A 16,160-nucleotide genomic window follows, 5' to 3' on the forward strand; every position below is an offset into this window, starting at 1 on the left:
GCTCGCGCCGGAGAGACACTCCCGAGTCCATGGCGATCGGGCTCCGAGATCCCTCACCGCGCATCTCCTGAACAACACGATCGCCGTATTCACCGTAGGGGCGGACGCGAGTGACGCAACACGAGCACCGCCTCGCGGCGCCCGCGCCGCCGGTGTGTCTCAGCCGTCCGCCGCCCCGCTCAGTCGTGTCGTGTAGTGGGTGAGGGTGTGGCGGGGGGCCCAGCCCTGGGCTCGGGCCCTGGTGGTGTCCAGGGTGAGGGAGCCGGTCAGCTGGTGCACGGCGTAGGGGGTGAGGAACGGCTGCGTGTGCGGGCGTAGCCGGGCGAACGTGTGGGCGGCGTGCGCCGCGGTGCGGGCGGCCGCCACCGGGACGTGGCGGATTCGCGCCCTGACGCCGTGGGCGTGCAGGACGTCGCGGATCGCCTGGTCACGGTCGTAGGGTGCCGGGTCGGCGATGTTGTAGGGGCCCGGCGGCCAGTCGGCGGCGGTCAGGCATGCGTCGGTGAGGTTCTCCACGGCGGTCAGGCTGAGCGGGGCGCTGGGGCCGGGCAGCAGCAGCACTCCGCGGCGGACCCGGGACAGCAGCCGGGGCACCAGGTGCGGGTCACCGGTTCCGTAGACGGCACGCGGGCGCAGCACGACGGCGCCTGCGGCGAGCGCCAGTGTCTCCGCGGCCGCCTTGGTGCGGCCGTAGGCGTTGAGGTGGTCCCGTACGGGGTGGTCTTCGGTGAGGGGGGTGCGGCCGGGGCCGGGCGCGTAGACGCTGGCGCTGCTGACCCACACCACCGGCCGGCCGACGGCGGCCTGCAGCAGCCGTGCCGTGCCGTCGACGTTGACGGCGTGCATCGCGGCCTCGGCGGCCGAGCCGGGCGGCGGGTCGCCGACCGCCGCGGCGCAGTGCACCACGATGTCGGCGCCGGACAGGTCGGGCACGTCGCGGGTGGCGTCCCAGGGGATGTGCCGGCCGGCCGGGCCGGGGCGGCGTCCCACGCACAGGACGTCGGCGCCCCGGGCGGCTGCCGTGGCGGCGACGTGGGAGCCGCAGAAGCCGCTCGCTCCGGTGACGGCGATCGTGGTCATCGGTCCTGCCCGGGCGGGGGGGTGGCGCGGACGGTGAGGGAGCGCCAGGCGGGCAGGGCCGAGGTGCGGTCGGCGCGGGCGCGCACCACGGTGGGCCGGTGCGGGGCGAGCGCGGCGAGGAGGTCCTCGAGCTGGGCGCGGGCCAGACGGGCGCCCGGGCAGGTGTGGGCGCCGGCGCCGAAGACGAGGTGTGCCACGGCGGGTGGGGCGGGGCTGAGGGCGTTCGGCGGAGCCGAGTGGGCCCGGGCCGCGTGCCGGGCCACGAGGATGAGCCGGTCGCCGGCCCGGACCGGGCACCCGCCGAGGTCGGCGTCGGCCGCCGCGACGCGCGGCAGCAGCGGGGAGGGCGCGATCACGCGGAGCAGCTCCTGCGCCAGCGCCGGCCGCAGCCGGTCGTCGGCGGCCTGGTCCCACAGTGCCGCGTCGGCGCACCAGGCCGCTGCGCGGGGAAGAGCGGCCACGGTGGTGGTGACGGCGGCGACCGCGAGCATCGCCCGAAGGCCCGTCTCCTCGGCCTCGCCGGGAGTGAGCGGGTGCTGTGGCCGGTCACGGTCCGCTGTCCCGGTTCGGCCGCGCGCGAGCAGGGTGTGCAGCTGTGCCGCGGGCTCGGCCGCTCTGTGCGTCGTGCCGGGCAGTCGCGGCCCGGGGAGGTGGTCGCGTACGGCGGCGGCCGCGGTACGTACGGCGGCGTCGGCGATGTGCAGCGGGTCCGCGCCGGCGTCGAGGAGCGCGCGGACGGTGGCCCCGGCGGCCTCGCGGGCCACCGGGACGAGGTCGACGGCGCGGCCGGCGGCGAGCGGGGCCAGCCGGCGTCGCAGTACCTCCTGCCACACCGGCCGCAGCCGTTCCACGCCGACCGCGCCGAGTCGGTCCGCGACGGCGCGGCGGGTGTCGCGGTGGCCGGTGCCGTCCTGGTCGAACAGGACGGCGCCGGCGGACAGTTCCCGTGCCGCGCCTGCCGTGGTGCCGGCGGCGGTGCGGTCCAGCGGTATGCGGGTGAGGGCGTGGCGGTACGGGTCGCTGCCGTGTACGAGCAGTGTTCCGCCGATCCGGGTCACCGGCCGGCGGCGGGTGGCGGCGAGCAGGGCGAACAGCAGGGGGTGGGAGCGGGCGTACACGCGCCGGTCGCGGCGGCGTGCCGCCCGGACGGCGGCCGGGCGGGGCGGCGGGGTCATCGGACGTGCACCTTTCTTTCGTCGGCGGGGAGGTAGCGGCGGTCCCAGCACCACAGCAGCGTCCGGCGGGCGCCCCATGCCCGCAGGCGGCGCAGGCTGGAGTGGACCACCATCCGCTCGGCCCGCGCGATGCGGTCGCTGTGCTCACGCGCCCGGTTGAGGAGGACGACGTCCTCGGGCGGCCCGGCCAGCGGGACGCGGGGCGCGCCTCCGCAGCGCAGGTAGAGGGCGGCCGTGACGGCGATGTTGTGCCCGTGGCACAGCACGTACGGGGCGCGGTAGCGCGGGTGGCGGTGTTCCCGCCGCCAACGGCCGTACAGTGCCGTCGCCCGGATCACCGCCGGCAGCAGGTACCGCTCGGCGGGCGAGGGCTGCTCGTCGGCGCGGGGGACGCTGCGGCCGCAGGCCAGTTCCGTGCCCCGCCCGAGTTCCGCGCGCACCTCGGTGATCCAGTCGGCGGCGGGCAGGCAGTCCGCGTCGGTCCGGGCGAGCAGCGCGGCGCCGCGTCCGATGGCGTAGCGGAATCCGGTGTCGGCGGCTGCCCCGGTACCCGGTTCGTCCTCACGGACGAGGTGGACGGCGAACGGCGCCCGGGCGGCGAAGCGGCGTACGACGTCCGCGGTGGTGTCCGTGGAGGCGTTGTCGACGACGACCAGGGTGAAGCGGGTGTCGGTCTGGGCGGCGAGGGCGGCCAGGGTGGCGCCGATCCCGGCCTCCTCGTTGAACGCCGGCACCACCACCCACAGGGGCGCGTCGTCGTGGGCGGTCATCCGCGGCCGCCGGCGGTGGGAGGGGCGGCGCCGAGGCGGGCGGCGGCCAGCCGTGCGGCGGCGGCGCGGTCCGGCTTGCGGGAGCGTCCGGACAGCGGGATGTCGGCCAGCAGGACCGCGTCCGGGCGGGCGGACCCCATCCGCCGCAGCGGCCCGGCCAGCGCGGCCCGCAGGGCGGCCGGGTCGGTGCCCGGGGTCGGCTGGACGACGGCGACCAGGCGTTCGTCGCCGTCGCCGGCCTCCACTCCCACCAGCAGCGCGGACTCCACGCCCGGTATGTGCAGGGTGGGTTCGTACAGGCCGGGGTAGATGTTCTCGGCACGCCTGAGCACCATGTCCTTGCAGCGGCCCTCGAGCACGATCCGGCCGCCGTCCAGGTGCGCCCGGTCCCCGGTGGCGATCCAGGGGTCCGGCTGTTCGCCCAGGTAGCGGTCGCGGGCGGCGGGCCCGGACAGCAGCAACTGGCCCGTGGCGTCCGTCCGGGCCGCCACTTCGGGCAGCGGGGCGCCCACCAGGTCGCCCTGCCCGGTGAAGGCGGCCTTGTCGGCCTGCTCCACGGCGGCGGCGGGGAACAGCTCGGTCAGCGCGTACACGCCCCACGCCTCGTGTGCGCCCGCCTGCTTGACACGGGTGAGCAGGTCGGCGCTGACGGGTGCCGATCCGGTCCACACCCGTCCCGTGAAGCGGGCCCGCCGGGCGAGCAGGCCGCGCAGTTGCGGCGGTGTCAGGTAGGTGAGCTGGGGGTCCAGCCCGGCCAGCTGCCGCACCAGCAGGCGTGGCGGGCGGGCGGGCAGTGCGACCGGCGCGCCGGCGGCGAGGGAGGGGACGAGGACGAAGAACGTGCCGCCCAGGACGGGCCGGCCGGCCTCGGGCCGGGCCAGGGCGGAGACCGCGGTCATTCCGGCGGCGAGCGAGGAGCGGGTGTGCACCACGGCGCGCGGCCGGGAGGTGGTGCCGGAGGTGAAGACGATGACCGCGTCCCCGTCCTCGTCCACCGGGCGCGGCAGGGCCGCCGGTGCGGCATCGCCGTCCAGAGCGGGTGCGCAGCCGGGCAGCCGCGGCCCGACGGTGGCCACCGGGCCCAGCTCGTCGAGATCGGGCAGGGCCAGGCGGGCATGGTGGGCGAGGCGCCGGCCCCATCCGGCCACGGCCTGGGCGGCGGCGTCGGCGAGGACGGCTTCGGGCCGGGCGAGGGCGAGCCGGGCCCGCAGTACGTCCGGTCCGGCGCCGGGGTCGAGGACCGCGGCCCGTGCGCCGAGCCGGTGCACGGCGAGCATCACGGCCAGGGCCCGGGGGCCGGGCCGTACGGCGACGCCGACGGTGCTGCCGCGGGTGATGCCCCGCCGGTGCAGAGCGGCGGCGTACCGGTCGGTGAGGTCGGCCAGGTCTCCGCGGGTGGCCCTGACGCGTACGGCGCCGGTGCGGGTGGTGCCGAGGACGGCGGGCCGGTCGGGGGCGGCGCGCAGGGCGTGGTGGAGTGCGTCGAGCATCAGCGGGGGTCCTCCGTGTGCCGGCCCGGCCCTCTGTCGAGGTACCAGCGGGCGGTGCCGAGCAGGCCGTAGGCGCGCAGCCGCCGGGTGGAGTTCTCCACGACCATGTCGCGGGCGTGGACGACGGCGGTGGTGTGGCGGCGGACCCGGTTCAGGAACAGGCGGTCGGTGGGGGAGGGGCGGCGCGGCATCCCGCCGACGGCTTCGTACAGGCCGGCCGTGACGGCCATGTTGTTGCCCGCGTGCATCCGGTAGGGCGTGAGGTAGCCGTGCCGGCGCCGGTGCGCGGGGCGGATGCGGCCGAAGAACGCGGCGATGCGGACCAGCGTGCGGAACGCGGCGCGTCCGAGCGGTCCGTGCTCGTCGCGGCGCGCGTCGATGCGCCCGCACACCAGGCCCGCGCCCCGTCCCAGGGCTTTGCGGGCCGCGGCCGTCCAGCCGGGGCGCGGCAGGCAGTCAGCGTCGGTGCGGGCCAGCATCGTGGCGCCGTTGCCGATGGCGTAGCGGAAGCCGGTGTCCACCGCGCAGCCGGTGCCCTTCTCCGGCTCGCTGAGGACGTGGACGGGGAAGGGGGCCCAGCGGGCGAAGTCGTGGACGACCGCCGCGGTGCCGTCGCTGGAGGCGTTGTCCACGACGACGAGGGTGAAGTCGCGGTCGTGCTGCGCGGCGAGCGCGTGCAGTGTGGCGTCGATGCGCGTGGCCTCCTGGTGCGCGGGGACGACCACCCACAGGGCGTTCACGACTTCTCCCAGACCATCGTCATCATGCTCACGCCGCCGCCCAGGCCCACGAACAGCACCCGGTCGCCGGAACCGAGCCGTTCGTGGATCAGGTCCAGCTGCACGCCCAGGGTGGCGCTGGCCATGTTGCCGAGCCGGGGGAGGGTGACGACGAGCCGCTCGCGAGGGACGCCGGTGAGTTCCACGAACCGTTCCAGGTAGGGCATGGTGACCTGGTGCACCAGGATGTGGCGGAAGTCGTCCCAGTCCAGGCCGGTGCGCTCCTTCATGCGGTCCAGCACGGCGGTGCCGGCCTTCTCGAACACCGTGCGCAGTCCGGCCCCGTCGCCGGTGAAGTACGTGTGCTCCTCACTGCGGGGATGACGGGATCCGCCGCCGAAGATGCCGCCCACGTCCCAGTGCTCGGAGTGCGTCTCGGTGCCCACGTCGAGTATGCCGCCCCGGTCCACCGCCTCGAGCACGACCGCGGCCCCGGCGTCCCCGAAGGTGTAGCCCGCGAAGCCGTCCCGGAACTGGCCCAGGCCGCGGGGTGCGTACCGGACGGCACGGCTGGGTGTCTCCCCGGTCACCACGAGAGCCCGGCGGGCGCGTCCGGCCAGGATCATGGAGCGGGCCGTGTCGATGCCGTTGACGAAGCTGTTGCACGCGTTCGTCACGTCCAGCGCGTGTGCGGCCGAGCCCAGCTCGGCCTGGACGACGTGGGCGGTCGCCGGTTCCGCCATGTCCCGTGTGGCGGAGGCGAACACCAGCAGGTCCACGTCGTAGGGCGCGAGTCCGGCCCGGCTGAGAGCCCCGCGGGCCGCCCGCACCGCGAGCGTCGAGGCGTACTCGTCCGGTGCCGCTGTCCGGCGCGAGGTGATGCCGGTGACGCGTTCGAGCATCCGGCCGGGCAGCCGGAGCCCGGACTCTTCGCTGATCCGCTGCTGCAGGTCCTGGGACGTCACCTCGTGCCCGGGCAGGCAGGAGGCGACGGCTGTGATGCCCGCCCGGAGGCCGGGGCCGCGAACCATGTGGTCTTCGTGCATGGGACGGAGGTTAGGAGCCGGACAGGACGGCGCGCCTGAGCACTCGTACTCATCCGGCCTGGGTGATCGACCGGCGCGGAGGTGGGATCCTCGGCACTGTCACGGCCGCGGCCGCCGGGCGCCGGGCGCCGCCAGGACGGCCGGTGCCCGCAGGGGGCGAACTCGCCGCCGCCCGTGGAGCGCCTTCCTCTGCCTGCCGGGCCACCCGCCTCCGGCCCCGGTCGGGTGCCGGGCCCGGAGGCGTCGAGGGTTCAGACCTGCCGGACCGCCTCGATCTCCAGTGACAGTTCGATCTCCTTGGAGACGAGGATGCCGCCGGTCTCGAGGGCCATGTTCCAGGTCAGTCCCCAGTCTTCCCGGTTGACCCGTCCTGCGGCGGAGAAGACCGTGCGGTCGCCGCCCCACGGGTCGCGGATGTAGCCCAGGTAGTCGACATCGAGCGTGACCGGGCGGGTCACCCCCTTGATCGTCAGGTCTCCGACGAGCTTTCCGGCCGTGCCGTCCCAGGTCACCGAGGTGGACCGGAAGGTGGCCCGCGGGTGGTTCTCCACGTCGAAGAGGTCGGCGGAGCGCAGGTGGTCGTCGCGGGTCCGGTCGCCGCTGTCGACACTGGCCATGTCGATCACCGCGGTCACCGTGGTGTCCTCGGGCCGATCGCCGACGTGGACGGTGGCGTCCACCGAGGTGAAGCGTCCACGCACCTTCGTCAGCATCAGGTGGCGTCCCATAAAGCCGACCTCGGCATGGCCCGGGTCGACCGTCCAGGTGCCCGGTGCCGGCAGTTCCACACCGCCGACCGAGCGGGTCGGCGTGATCGTGTTCCCGGTCATCGGTCGTCTCCGCTTCCCTCTGTCTGCTGCGCGGACTCGGTCGGCAGTCCGGCGCCGATCCAGTCCTCCTTGCCGTCCTTGTAGGTGTAGACCTGCTGGTAGCCGAGCTGGATCAGCCGGTTGGCGGCCTGGCCGGAGTTCGGGCAGGCCGGACCGGTGCAGTAGACGATCACTTCGGACAGCTTGTCGGGCACCAGCTCCGGAGCGAGGGCGTCCACCCGGTCGAGCGGCAGGCAGTGGGCGCCGGGCAGGTGGGCCTCCTCCCAGTACTGCTCCGGAAGGGCCTCGAGGACCGTCGCGCCGGCGCCGATCTTCTGCTTGACCTCGTCACGGGTCAGGTTCTGCACCATGTGGTACCTCCGATGAGACATAAGGCTGTGTGGGTGAGCACGCGGCCACACCAGCCGGGGATTTCCGTGCGTGCGCACACACTTTAACGCTTGTGTGCGCACGCACGCAACCCTGAATACAATGGCCTGATGGCTGACCGCGACTACGGACTAGAGGCATGGCGGGCGATGCTGCTCGCCCACAAGGCCGCACTGCAGGCGATCGAGAGCGACGTCCAGCGCGACGGTCGCGTCCCGCTCACGTGGTACGACGTACTGCTCGAACTCAAGGCGGCCGGTGCGGAGGGCCTGCGCATGCGGGAGGTCGCAGACCGTGTCGTACTCAGCCGCACCCGGGTGAGCCGTCTCGTCGACGACATGGTGCGCGCGGGGCTGGTGCACAAGACGCCCGATCCGTACGACGGCCGGGTGTCCTGGGCGGCGATCACCGACGAGGGCGCCGCCATGCTGCGCGCCACCGCGCCGGTGTATCTGCGCAGCATTCACCGCCGCTTCTCGGTGTACCTCAGCGACGAGGACGCTCAGGTCGTCGCCGAGGCCCTGCGGAAGGTGGCGGAGCAGGACCACGGCGTGGACCGCGACTGACCGCGCCCGCGGGCCGGGTCCGCCTGCCGTTTCCCTCGGGGGCTCGGCGGGCGGGCGTGGGCGGCGACGGCCTCACGCCTCACCTGCCCTCGGCCGTCGCTCCGCCCGCCGTTTCGTCTCTGCCGGGCACCTCCGCCGGACCCGGTGCACAGGCTTTTCGGGCTCCTCTGCCCTACCCGGGGGTGAGCCGCCAAGATCCGTAGGGGTTGAAGGCGAACGATTCTGAGGAGTGGCGCTCGCATTCCAGTCGATGCATGACCCATCGGGGTGCGTCCGGCGAGACCCGGAACCCTTCACCGTCCTGGATCCCCTGTTCGGGCTGTTCGGTGAGCAGGTAGTGCGCCACGGCGTCCATGGTGAGCAGCCACTCGTCCCGCACTTCCAGCTCTTCCGCGTGCCCACGCCCAGGCGCGAGTTCCACGTCGGCTTCGCCGAGCAGATGCATGCCGCGGCTGTACAGCACGCCGTCGCGCCGGCTCGGGAGAGCCGGCACCACCCACGCCCGCCTCAGCACGGTCGCCAGGTCGTACTCGTCCTCGGCGGCCTCAGCCATGTCCGCCAGGCCGAGCCACCGCTCACGCCCGCAGGTCACTCCGCTGGACTCGTTCTTCACCGCGGTGGCACCGCAGTTCAACAGCGCGGCCGTCACGGCCAACGCCCGTACGGAGATGTCGAGAGCGGTGAACTGCGAGGTAAGCGGTGAGAGTACGTAAGCAGCGGAGTCGTGGGCATCCACCGCGGCCCAGTCGTCCTCGGTGAACTCGTCGTCGAGGGTGGACCGGCGGGCGTCCAGCGCGGCGTCGAACGCCGCACGCATGCGAGGATCCGGCCGCTGCCGCAGCTCCGCGAGCCTGAACTCTCCCTCGCAGGCCTCTTCGATCGCCGCGCTGAGCGCGTCGGCATCCAGGCCCACTCCGACCGCACACAGCACATGCCTCGGTTTCACGCCCGACGCCGGAACCACGAATCGGGAGCCGTACATGACTGTTCCCTGCCACACCTTGCTCATCCGGCCAATGATCCGTGGTCGACGGCACGCTGTGACCAGTAACGGCTACTCCAGGATCGCGCACGCTCAGGGACGCGGCCTCCACCGCACCGGCAGCTGACGGGGGCCCCGGATGAGCATGCCGTGGCGCCAGGTCAGGGCGGCCGGGTGGGCGTCGAGTGCGAGGTCGGGGCAGCGCTCCAGCAGGGTGCGGATCGCGACCCGCGCCTCCATGCGGGCGAGCGGCGCGCCGAGGCAGTAGTGGATGCCGTGACCGAAGGCGACATGACCGCCCGCGGCCCGCCGGATGTCGAAGCGGTCGGGGCCGGGGAAGCGTGCCGGGTCGTGATTGGAGTCCGCCAGCGCGACGAGGACCAGCTCACCACCGCCGGGGATGACGGTACCGCCGATCTCGACCGGCTCCGTGGTGAACCTGAACGTCGGCGTCTCCACGGGCCCGTCGTAGCGCAGCATCTCCTCCACCGCGTTGTCCATGAGTGTCATGTCCTCGCGCAGTGCGGCGAGTTGGTCGGGATGGGTCAGCAGGGCCAGTACGCCGTTGGAAATCAGATTGACCGTGGTCTCATGCCCCGCGACCAGCAGCAGCCAGGCGGTACCGCGCAGTTCGTCCGCGGACAGCCGGTCGCCGTCCTCGTCGGTGGTGCGGATCAGAGCGCTCATCAGATCCTGGCCCGGGGTCAGGCGCTTGCGCTCCAGTAAGTCGACGAGGTACGCGGACGTCTCACCCGTCGCCGCCGACCGCGCCTCCGGGTCGGGGTCGGTGAGGATCGTGCTGGTCCAGGCACGGAAAGCGGCCCGGTCCAGCATCGGCACACCCAGCAGCTCGCAGATCACCGAGATCGGCAGCGGGAACGAGAGCGCCTCGACGAGATCGGCCCGCCCTTCCGGAAGCGCCGTCATCGCGTCGAGCAGTTCGTCGGTGATCTGCCGCACACGCGGCGTGAGCTGCTCGACCCGGCGCGGTGTGAACTCGCGGACGACCAGCCTGCGCAGCCGCTCGTGGTCCGGCGGGTCGGAGTTCAGCATGTGCGGTCCCGCGGCGGGACTGGTGATCGGGAAGGAGGGCGAGGCGTTCTTCCACTGCTTGGACAACCGCGGATCCACGAGCGCCGCCCGGCCGGCCTCGTACCCGACGACGAGCCAGGCCTCCGCACCCTCCGGAATCCGCACCCTGTGCACGGGGCCGCGTTCCCGCAGCGCCGCGTAGACCGGATAGGGATCGCGGACGAAGTCCTCGCCCAGCGCGACCAGATCGATCACTTCGGCTGCTGTCATCGCCCGTCCCCGTCGCCCGCCCGTCTCGCGCTCAGCCCGACGCTAGCAGCGAGCGGTGCCCCGGCGAAGGACGCATCCAGCCGAACCGGGCAGGACAGAACCGGTGCTCGGGGCACGCGGGCGAGGAGGCCGGGTGGGCACGGCCGAGGACCCGGGTCCGCTTCCGGGCGCGATCGCTGCACCAGCTGCGCCCGCTGCGTCCGCTGCGTCCGGCGAGTCGGGCGCCACAGGCCCTCAAGAGATTAGACATCGGGTATCTGGTCACACGGTGATCGTGTCGACCGGTTTCCCGGAGGTGAGCCGATGACGACGCCGACCATGCGTGCGGCGCGCTTCTGCCGGGCCGACGGCCGGCTGCGGGTGGCGGAGGTGCCGGTGCCCCAGCCGGGACCGTCCGACGTGCTGGTCCGCGTCGAGGCCTGCGGTATCTGCCTGTCGGACGTGCACATGATCGACGGCACCCTCGACTGCCCGCTGGAAGAGGTCACCCCCGGTCACGAGCCGGCGGGCACCATCGCCCGGGTGGGCGCGGAAGTCCCCTATTGGCAGCCGGGCCGACGGGTGGTCATCGCGCCGGGCAGGGCCTGCGGCTCCTGCCGCCACTGCGGTGACGTACAAGGCTGCCTCGCCCCGCAGACCATGGGGCAGAACTGGGACGGCGCCTGGGCGCAGTACGTCGTCACTCCGTTCCAGACCCTGGTGGAGGTGCCCGACGGGGTGCCCATCGAGCAGGCGGCGATCTGCGCCGACGCGGTCGCCACACCGTTCTCGGGAATCGTCGAACGCGGTGGGCTGCGCCCGGGGGAGCGGGCCGGCGTATGGGGCGTCGGCGGCCTCGGCGTGCACGCCGTCCAGATCGCCCGCCTGGCCGGGGCGAGCCTCGTCGTCGCCGTCGACCCCCTCGACTCCGCCCGACGGCGGGCGCTGGAGGCCGGAGCCGACCACGCCTTCGACCCGACGGCGACCGACGTCCCCGAGCAGGTGCGGCGGCTCACCGACGGCGAGGGGCTGGACCTGACGGCCGAACTCTCCGGCGCCGGCAGCGCCCTCGCCCAGGCGGTCTCCTGTCTCGGCCGGTACGGACGGGCCGTCATGATCGGCATGTCGCCGCAGCCGATCCACCTCACCGAGAACACCATCCTCTTCGGCTACTTCAACCACTCCGTCCTCGGCCACGACGGCTACACCCGCCGCCATCTCACCCAGCTCATGCGCCTGCTGGCGGCCGGCCGCCTCGACCTGTCCCGCTCGGTCTCCGAGGTGCTGCCCCTGGAGGAGATCACCCGGGGAGTGGAGCGGCTGCGGACGAAAGCGGGCGACCCGGTGCGCCTCGTGGTCAGGCCGTAGCCGGGAGCGGACCCGGCCGTGCAACGGAGAACGCCTATGCCGGTGACCTCCTACCTGCGCAGGCAGGCGACGGCTGCCGCGCTCATCAACGTGGTGGTCAACGCGCTGATCACCTGGATCGGCCATCGCCGCACGGACTTCGTCCCGCTCGCCGGGAGCGACGGCATCACCACCGACGTCTTCGTGACCTCGGTCCTGCTGTCGCTGCTGGTGTCGCTCTTCGTCACCCAAGGAGTACGGCACGAACTCACCGCCGGACGCCTGGTGGCGGCGGACGAACCCCCGAGGGCAGGGCGCCTGCTTGCGCGGCTGCCCGCGCGGTGGTGGGCGCTCGGCCTGCTGATCGGGGTGGCGGCGGCAGTCGTCGCCGCCGTCGTGCTGCGGCTGCTCGGTGCGCTGGGGCTGTCCGGCCTCGGCCTGGGGGCCTTCGTGGCCTTCATGGCCGCGTACACCGGTCTGCTCGGGTACGCCGTGACCCGCTGGGTGATCCTCCGGCAACTGGCGGAACGCCGGGCACAACGGCAGCAGGACACGGGCGGCCCGGGCACCTGACCACGCGCCGCCTCCGGCCGTCGGCCCCACGGCTCGATGCCCGCGCCCCTGCCTCCGGTGCCGCGCCCCGGGCCGCCCGGGGCCGCGTCGGGCGGGATCGCCGCAGCCCGGCAGCCGGGCATCGGCACGGACGTGGGCCAAGGTCGTCGGCTGCGACAGGTCTGAGCTGAGGACCAGCGGACGGGGAAAATGAGTACGGCGACTCAGGCCGGACGGGCGCCCCGCCGCCGACGATGAAGACCAACATCGTCGAGATCGGGAGACCGCTCCGTGCTCAGCAACATCGCCGACACCTTGGTGCCCGCCTTCGGCCGCCTGTCGGTGACCACCGACCCCGGCGCCGAGCCGGCGCCGGGCAGCATCATCGCCGCCAACCACACCTCGCTCGCCGACCCCGCCGTCGTGATCGCCGCCCTGCACCGCGTGGGCATCGAACCGGTCATCATGGCCACCGCCGGCCTGTGGCGCGTGCCCGTACTCGGCCGCGCCCTCACCCGCGAGGGACACATCCCCGTGCACCGCGGCGACCGACGGGCCCGGGCCGCGCTCGACCTGGCCGCCCGCGCCCTGGAGCAGGGCCGGTACCTGCTCATCTACGCCGAGGGCGGCCTGCCCCGCCGCAGGGACGCCGCGGAAGCGGCCCCGGGTGACTTCCGCACCGGCCTGGCCCGCCTCTCCGAGCGCACCGGCGCCCCTGTCGTGCCCGTCGGCCAGGCGGGTGCCCGCCGGGTCACATCGGGCAGCGCGATCAAGCAGATCGCCGGTCTCGCCACCGCCCCGCTGCGCCGGCCCGCACTGCATGTCCATATCGGCGCTCCGATCGTGCTGACCGGCGACAGCGCCGTACGCACGGCGCGGGCCCGCGCGGCGGTGACCAGCGCGTGGCGTACCGCAGCCGCACACCTCGCCGAGCCTGCCGCCCTGGCCGGGCAGCCCCGTTCGCAGGCCTGGACCGGGAATCGGGGCGGGGGTGAGGTACCTCCAGCCGACGAAGGGAAGGCTGCGGCTTGATCATCGAGCGGTGCCGCGGGGACGTGGGGTGGTCGGCTCCTTCGTCCGGTGCTTCGCGGGGTCCGCGCTGCGGGATGCGTACGCCGTGGCGTGGCGTGGCGTGGCGTGGCGTGGCGTGGCGGGACGTGGCGGGGCGTGGCGTGGGGCGGGCCGGGTGTCCGTGCGTCAGGAAATGCCGTCGCCGTGAGGACCTGGTCACGGCGTGATTCCCACCGTGTACGAGGACACGGGCCATCGCGGGCGAGCGCGGTACACACTGACCGACTCGTGCCGCCCAGACAGCCGGCGCCCCGCTCGTGCTGCGGGGGCTCGCCCAGGGCGATCAGTTCAGAGCAGCGTTGCTGAAGGGCACCCGGCGGGCGCTGGAGCTGGGAAAAGCCGCCCTGGAGACTGGGGGAAGCCGCCCTGGAGATACGGGACGTAGCCGCCCGGCCCGTTCACCGCCTCGCCCGGCGCCAGGTCACCGCCCTCGACGACCGCCTGCGCGGGACCTTCGGCCACACCGCCCCCGTACCCCTGCTCTGGCGCCACGCCGCGACCGCCCGCGCACACCTGTCCCAGATCCTGACACCGGACGGCGAGCCCCGCGACCTTTTCACCGAGGTCCTCGAGGTCCTGGCCGGGGGAGACATGCACGTCACTCTGGAGTGAGGAGCGGTTCGGTCGCCGGGCGCTGACGCGCTGCTCCCCGCTCAAGCGGTTCACGGCCGAACCCATGACGGCTTGACCTCGGCAAGCCTGGCACACACCGTCACAACGGCAAGGATGGGCGGCCCGGCGGTTGGGGAGCAACAGGTCAGCAGACCACAGAAGGGGGCCCCGCTCATGGGAACAGCGCTGCTTGCCGTGGCAGCCGTGGCAGCCGTCGGGATCGTCGTCGCCCGGCTGGTGAGCGCCGGACGACACGAGGCGCAGGCGGAGCACGCCCGACTGGCCGAGGAGGCGCGCCGCCGAGCCCGGCGGTCACTGGACGCCGTCTGGGCAATGGACGATCGACAGTTCGAGGAGTACGTCGCCGATCTGTGCCGCCGGGACGGCTGCACCGACGTGAAACGAGTCGGCGGCGCCGGTGACCTCGGGGCCGACGTCACCGGCCTCCTGCCCGACGGCCGCCGCTTGGTCATCCAGTGCAAGCGCTACGCCAAGCACCGCACGGTCGGCAGCCGTGACATCCAGACGTTCAACGGCACCGCCCGTGCCGAACACGGCGCCGACATTCCCGTCTTCGTGGCCTCGTGCGTGTTCACCAAACCCGCCCGTGACTTCGCCGCCAGGCACCGACTGGTACTCGTCGACGTCGACCTGCTCGGCTTCTGGAACAGCGGCACCGCGCTGACATCGTTCCTGGGCCTGGACATCGGCAGGTCCGGCACGAACCGAAAACTCCGCCCGGACCATGAATGACAGGAGGAGTGCCGCCGTGAGCAAGAACGAGGCCCGCACGCACGCCTGGCACGTCGAGGCCCGTGAATGCCGGCGCCAGGAGCAGCGCCGCGGCCGCCGGTTCGCCTGCAACAGCCTCCATCCGGCCCGCACCGTACCGGTGGTGGTCGACATGGTGCCGTTCTTCGTCGACGCCGACCCCTGCTGCCGCGGCATCGTGCCGAACATCCAAAGCCTCGCCGACCGGCTGCGCGCGGCCGGCGGAACGGTGGCCTGGGCCGAGGCGCTCGCCCTGATCGACACACGCTGAGCGCTGCGCACAGCCGCAGCGGGCCGGCCGTGGCCGTGCGAGTCGTCATCGGGGTCCCGGTCACGGAAACGCCGTGACCGGAACCCCGGGAGATCAGCTACCGCGGAAGGCACCGACCGCCGCCAGGGAGCGTATTTGGTTGTGATCATCAGGTGGTCCGGGTGAGTTCTCTGAGCCAGATCATCGAGGCGCGGAGGTGAAGGCCGGCGAGGTAGCTCGCGGGTGTCTTGTCGTACCGCGTAGCGATGCCTCGCCAGGCCTTCAGCTTGTTGATCAGCCGCTCGACGGTGTTCCGCTCCTTGTAAAGATCGGCGTCGTGCCTGACAGGCCGGCCGCCTCCAGAGCCCTTCTTCTTCCGGTTGGCGGCCTGGTCCTTCTTCTCCGGGATGACCGCCTTGATGCGGCGTTTGCGTAGGTGGGCGCGGTTTCCGCGGGACGAGTACGCCTTGTCCCCGGCGACTGCGCCGGGCCGGGTGCGGGGACGGCCAACGGGCCCGCGCACCCGCACCTTGCCCAGCACGGGGATGAACTGCGGGCTGTCGGCGGCCTGGGCCGCGGTTAGGAGGAGTGCCAGCGGACGGCATTTCCGGTCGCCAGCGACATGGATCTTGCTGGTCCGCCCGCCCCTGGAACGTCCGAGCCGGGCGGCCTTCAGCCGGAGTTTGCGCCAGCGGCGGATACGCCGCCGCTCTTCCCGCTCGGGATCGTCTTCGACCTCCTGTCCGGTTTGTTCGTCGTAGCCGCCCCTTTTGACCTGGCCTTCTCCTCCGCGATGGCAGCCTTCTCCAGAGCGGTGAGGACGTCTTCGTCCATGTGCGTCCCGGCAGCGTCGTGGTGTGCCCGGGCGGTGGTGGAGTCGATGCCGACCAGAGACAGGTCCACCTCATCCCGCTGCGCGGCTTCCCTGATCAGGCCTTCCATCAGGGCCTCGAAGACACCGGCGTCACGCCACTGCCGGAAGCGGTTGTGGACGGTGGACCAGGCGCCGAACTCCGTCGGCATCTCCCGCCACTGCCCGCCCGTCCTGAACCGCCAGATCACGCCCTCGAACTGCTGTCGCAGCCGCTCGGGGTACGGGCCGTACTCGCCGATCGGCAGATACGGCGCGATGAACTCCCACTCCACATCCGTCAGTTGCACTCGCGTCACTCAAACAGGTCTACCGGTCCACACCCTGCCGCGCGGGCAGATCTCGCAGATTTTCACGGCGCCCAGGGACGCCGTCGCC

16 protein-coding genes and 1 pseudogene are annotated in these 16,160 nt (G+C 73.3%); 6 read left to right on the forward strand and 11 right to left on the reverse strand.

From position 1 onward, the window contains the following. Positions 1 to 159: 159 nt before the first annotated feature. The 8 genes from VKA29_RS25765 to VKA29_RS25800 form a co-directional block, all read right to left on the reverse strand. On the reverse strand, positions 160 to 1,080 hold the full coding sequence (locus VKA29_RS25765) for an NAD(P)-dependent oxidoreductase (RefSeq protein WP_324788364.1): 921 nt from the start codon (positions 1,078 to 1,080) through the stop codon (positions 160 to 162). Continuing rightward, the gene (locus VKA29_RS25770; RefSeq protein WP_324788365.1) at positions 1,077 to 2,255 is read right to left on the reverse strand and encodes a cytochrome P450; all 1,179 of its coding nucleotides are present in this window, start codon (positions 2,253 to 2,255) and stop codon (positions 1,077 to 1,079) included. Before VKA29_RS25770 ends, VKA29_RS25765 begins: the two co-directional genes overlap by 4 nt. Further along, entirely contained in the window at positions 2,252 to 3,025 is a 774-nt protein-coding gene (locus VKA29_RS25775) for a glycosyltransferase family 2 protein (protein WP_324788366.1), read from the reverse strand. Before VKA29_RS25775 ends, VKA29_RS25770 begins: the two co-directional genes overlap by 4 nt. After that, entirely contained in the window at positions 3,022 to 4,515 is a 1,494-nt protein-coding gene (locus tag VKA29_RS25780; RefSeq protein WP_324788367.1) for a class I adenylate-forming enzyme family protein, read from the reverse strand. The genes VKA29_RS25775 and VKA29_RS25780 overlap by 4 nt, the downstream gene beginning before the upstream one ends. Next, complete coding sequence (locus VKA29_RS25785; protein ID WP_324788368.1) at positions 4,515 to 5,255, reverse strand: glycosyltransferase family A protein; 741 nt, start codon at positions 5,253 to 5,255, stop codon at positions 4,515 to 4,517. The genes VKA29_RS25780 and VKA29_RS25785 overlap by 1 nt, the downstream gene beginning before the upstream one ends. Further along, positions 5,252 to 6,280 carry a ketoacyl-ACP synthase III gene (locus VKA29_RS25790; RefSeq protein ID WP_324788369.1) on the reverse strand — a complete coding sequence of 343 codons (1,029 nt, stop codon included), beginning with the start codon at positions 6,278 to 6,280 and terminating at the stop codon, positions 5,252 to 5,254. The genes VKA29_RS25785 and VKA29_RS25790 overlap by 4 nt, the downstream gene beginning before the upstream one ends. 251 nt (positions 6,281 to 6,531) lie before the next feature. Further along, on the reverse strand, positions 6,532 to 7,110 hold the full coding sequence (locus VKA29_RS25795) for a YceI family protein (RefSeq protein WP_324788370.1): 579 nt from the start codon (positions 7,108 to 7,110) through the stop codon (positions 6,532 to 6,534). After that, complete coding sequence (locus VKA29_RS25800; protein ID WP_324788371.1) at positions 7,107 to 7,460, reverse strand: rhodanese-like domain-containing protein; 354 nt, start codon at positions 7,458 to 7,460, stop codon at positions 7,107 to 7,109. Before VKA29_RS25800 ends, VKA29_RS25795 begins: the two co-directional genes overlap by 4 nt. 129 nt (positions 7,461 to 7,589) lie before the next feature. Between VKA29_RS25800 and VKA29_RS25805 the strand changes: the two genes are divergently transcribed. Continuing rightward, complete coding sequence (locus tag VKA29_RS25805) at positions 7,590 to 8,045, forward strand: MarR family winged helix-turn-helix transcriptional regulator (RefSeq protein ID WP_324788372.1); 456 nt, start codon at positions 7,590 to 7,592, stop codon at positions 8,043 to 8,045. A 172-nt stretch (positions 8,046 to 8,217) separates the two neighbouring features. Here the strand turns inward: VKA29_RS25805 and VKA29_RS25810 are convergent, their stop codons facing one another. Further along, positions 8,218 to 9,054, reverse strand: coding sequence for a hypothetical protein (locus VKA29_RS25810; RefSeq protein WP_324788373.1), 837 nt, complete (start codon positions 9,052 to 9,054; stop codon positions 8,218 to 8,220). A 66-nt stretch (positions 9,055 to 9,120) separates the two neighbouring features. Continuing rightward, the gene (locus VKA29_RS25815) at positions 9,121 to 10,329 is read right to left on the reverse strand and encodes a cytochrome P450 (RefSeq protein ID WP_324788374.1); all 1,209 of its coding nucleotides are present in this window, start codon (positions 10,327 to 10,329) and stop codon (positions 9,121 to 9,123) included. 303 nt (positions 10,330 to 10,632) lie between these two features. Here VKA29_RS25815 and VKA29_RS25820 point away from each other — a divergent pair, with 303 nt between their 5' ends. The 5 genes from VKA29_RS25820 to VKA29_RS25840 all read left to right on the forward strand — a co-directional run bounded on the left by VKA29_RS25820 (position 10,633) and on the right by VKA29_RS25840 (position 14,932). After that, positions 10,633 to 11,676: a zinc-binding dehydrogenase gene (locus VKA29_RS25820; protein WP_324788375.1), complete on the forward strand. Its 1,044-nt coding sequence runs from the start codon at positions 10,633 to 10,635 to the stop codon at positions 11,674 to 11,676. Between the two features lie 36 nt (positions 11,677 to 11,712). Further along, positions 11,713 to 12,228, forward strand: coding sequence for a hypothetical protein (locus VKA29_RS25825; RefSeq protein ID WP_324788376.1), 516 nt, complete (start codon positions 11,713 to 11,715; stop codon positions 12,226 to 12,228). Between the two features lie 270 nt (positions 12,229 to 12,498). Continuing rightward, entirely contained in the window at positions 12,499 to 13,239 is a 741-nt protein-coding gene (locus VKA29_RS25830; RefSeq protein ID WP_324788377.1) for a lysophospholipid acyltransferase family protein, read from the forward strand. Positions 13,240 to 13,962: 723 nt separating this feature from the next. Beyond that, positions 13,963 to 14,643, forward strand: coding sequence for a restriction endonuclease (locus tag VKA29_RS25835; protein ID WP_420718566.1), 681 nt, complete (start codon positions 13,963 to 13,965; stop codon positions 14,641 to 14,643). A gap of 16 nt (positions 14,644 to 14,659) precedes the next feature. Beyond that, positions 14,660 to 14,932, forward strand: coding sequence for a hypothetical protein (locus VKA29_RS25840; protein WP_324788378.1), 273 nt, complete (start codon positions 14,660 to 14,662; stop codon positions 14,930 to 14,932). Positions 14,933 to 15,080: 148 nt separating this feature from the next. Here VKA29_RS25840 and VKA29_RS25845 read toward each other — a convergent pair. Next, positions 15,081 to 16,081, reverse strand: a pseudogene (locus VKA29_RS25845) (IS5 family transposase). Between the last annotated feature and the right edge of the window lie 79 nt (positions 16,082 to 16,160).

Origin of the sequence: Streptomyces sp. H51 (assembly GCF_035656535.1) — a bacterium.
In the GTDB taxonomy this organism is placed as follows: Bacteria; Actinomycetota; Actinomycetes; order Streptomycetales; family Streptomycetaceae; genus Streptomyces.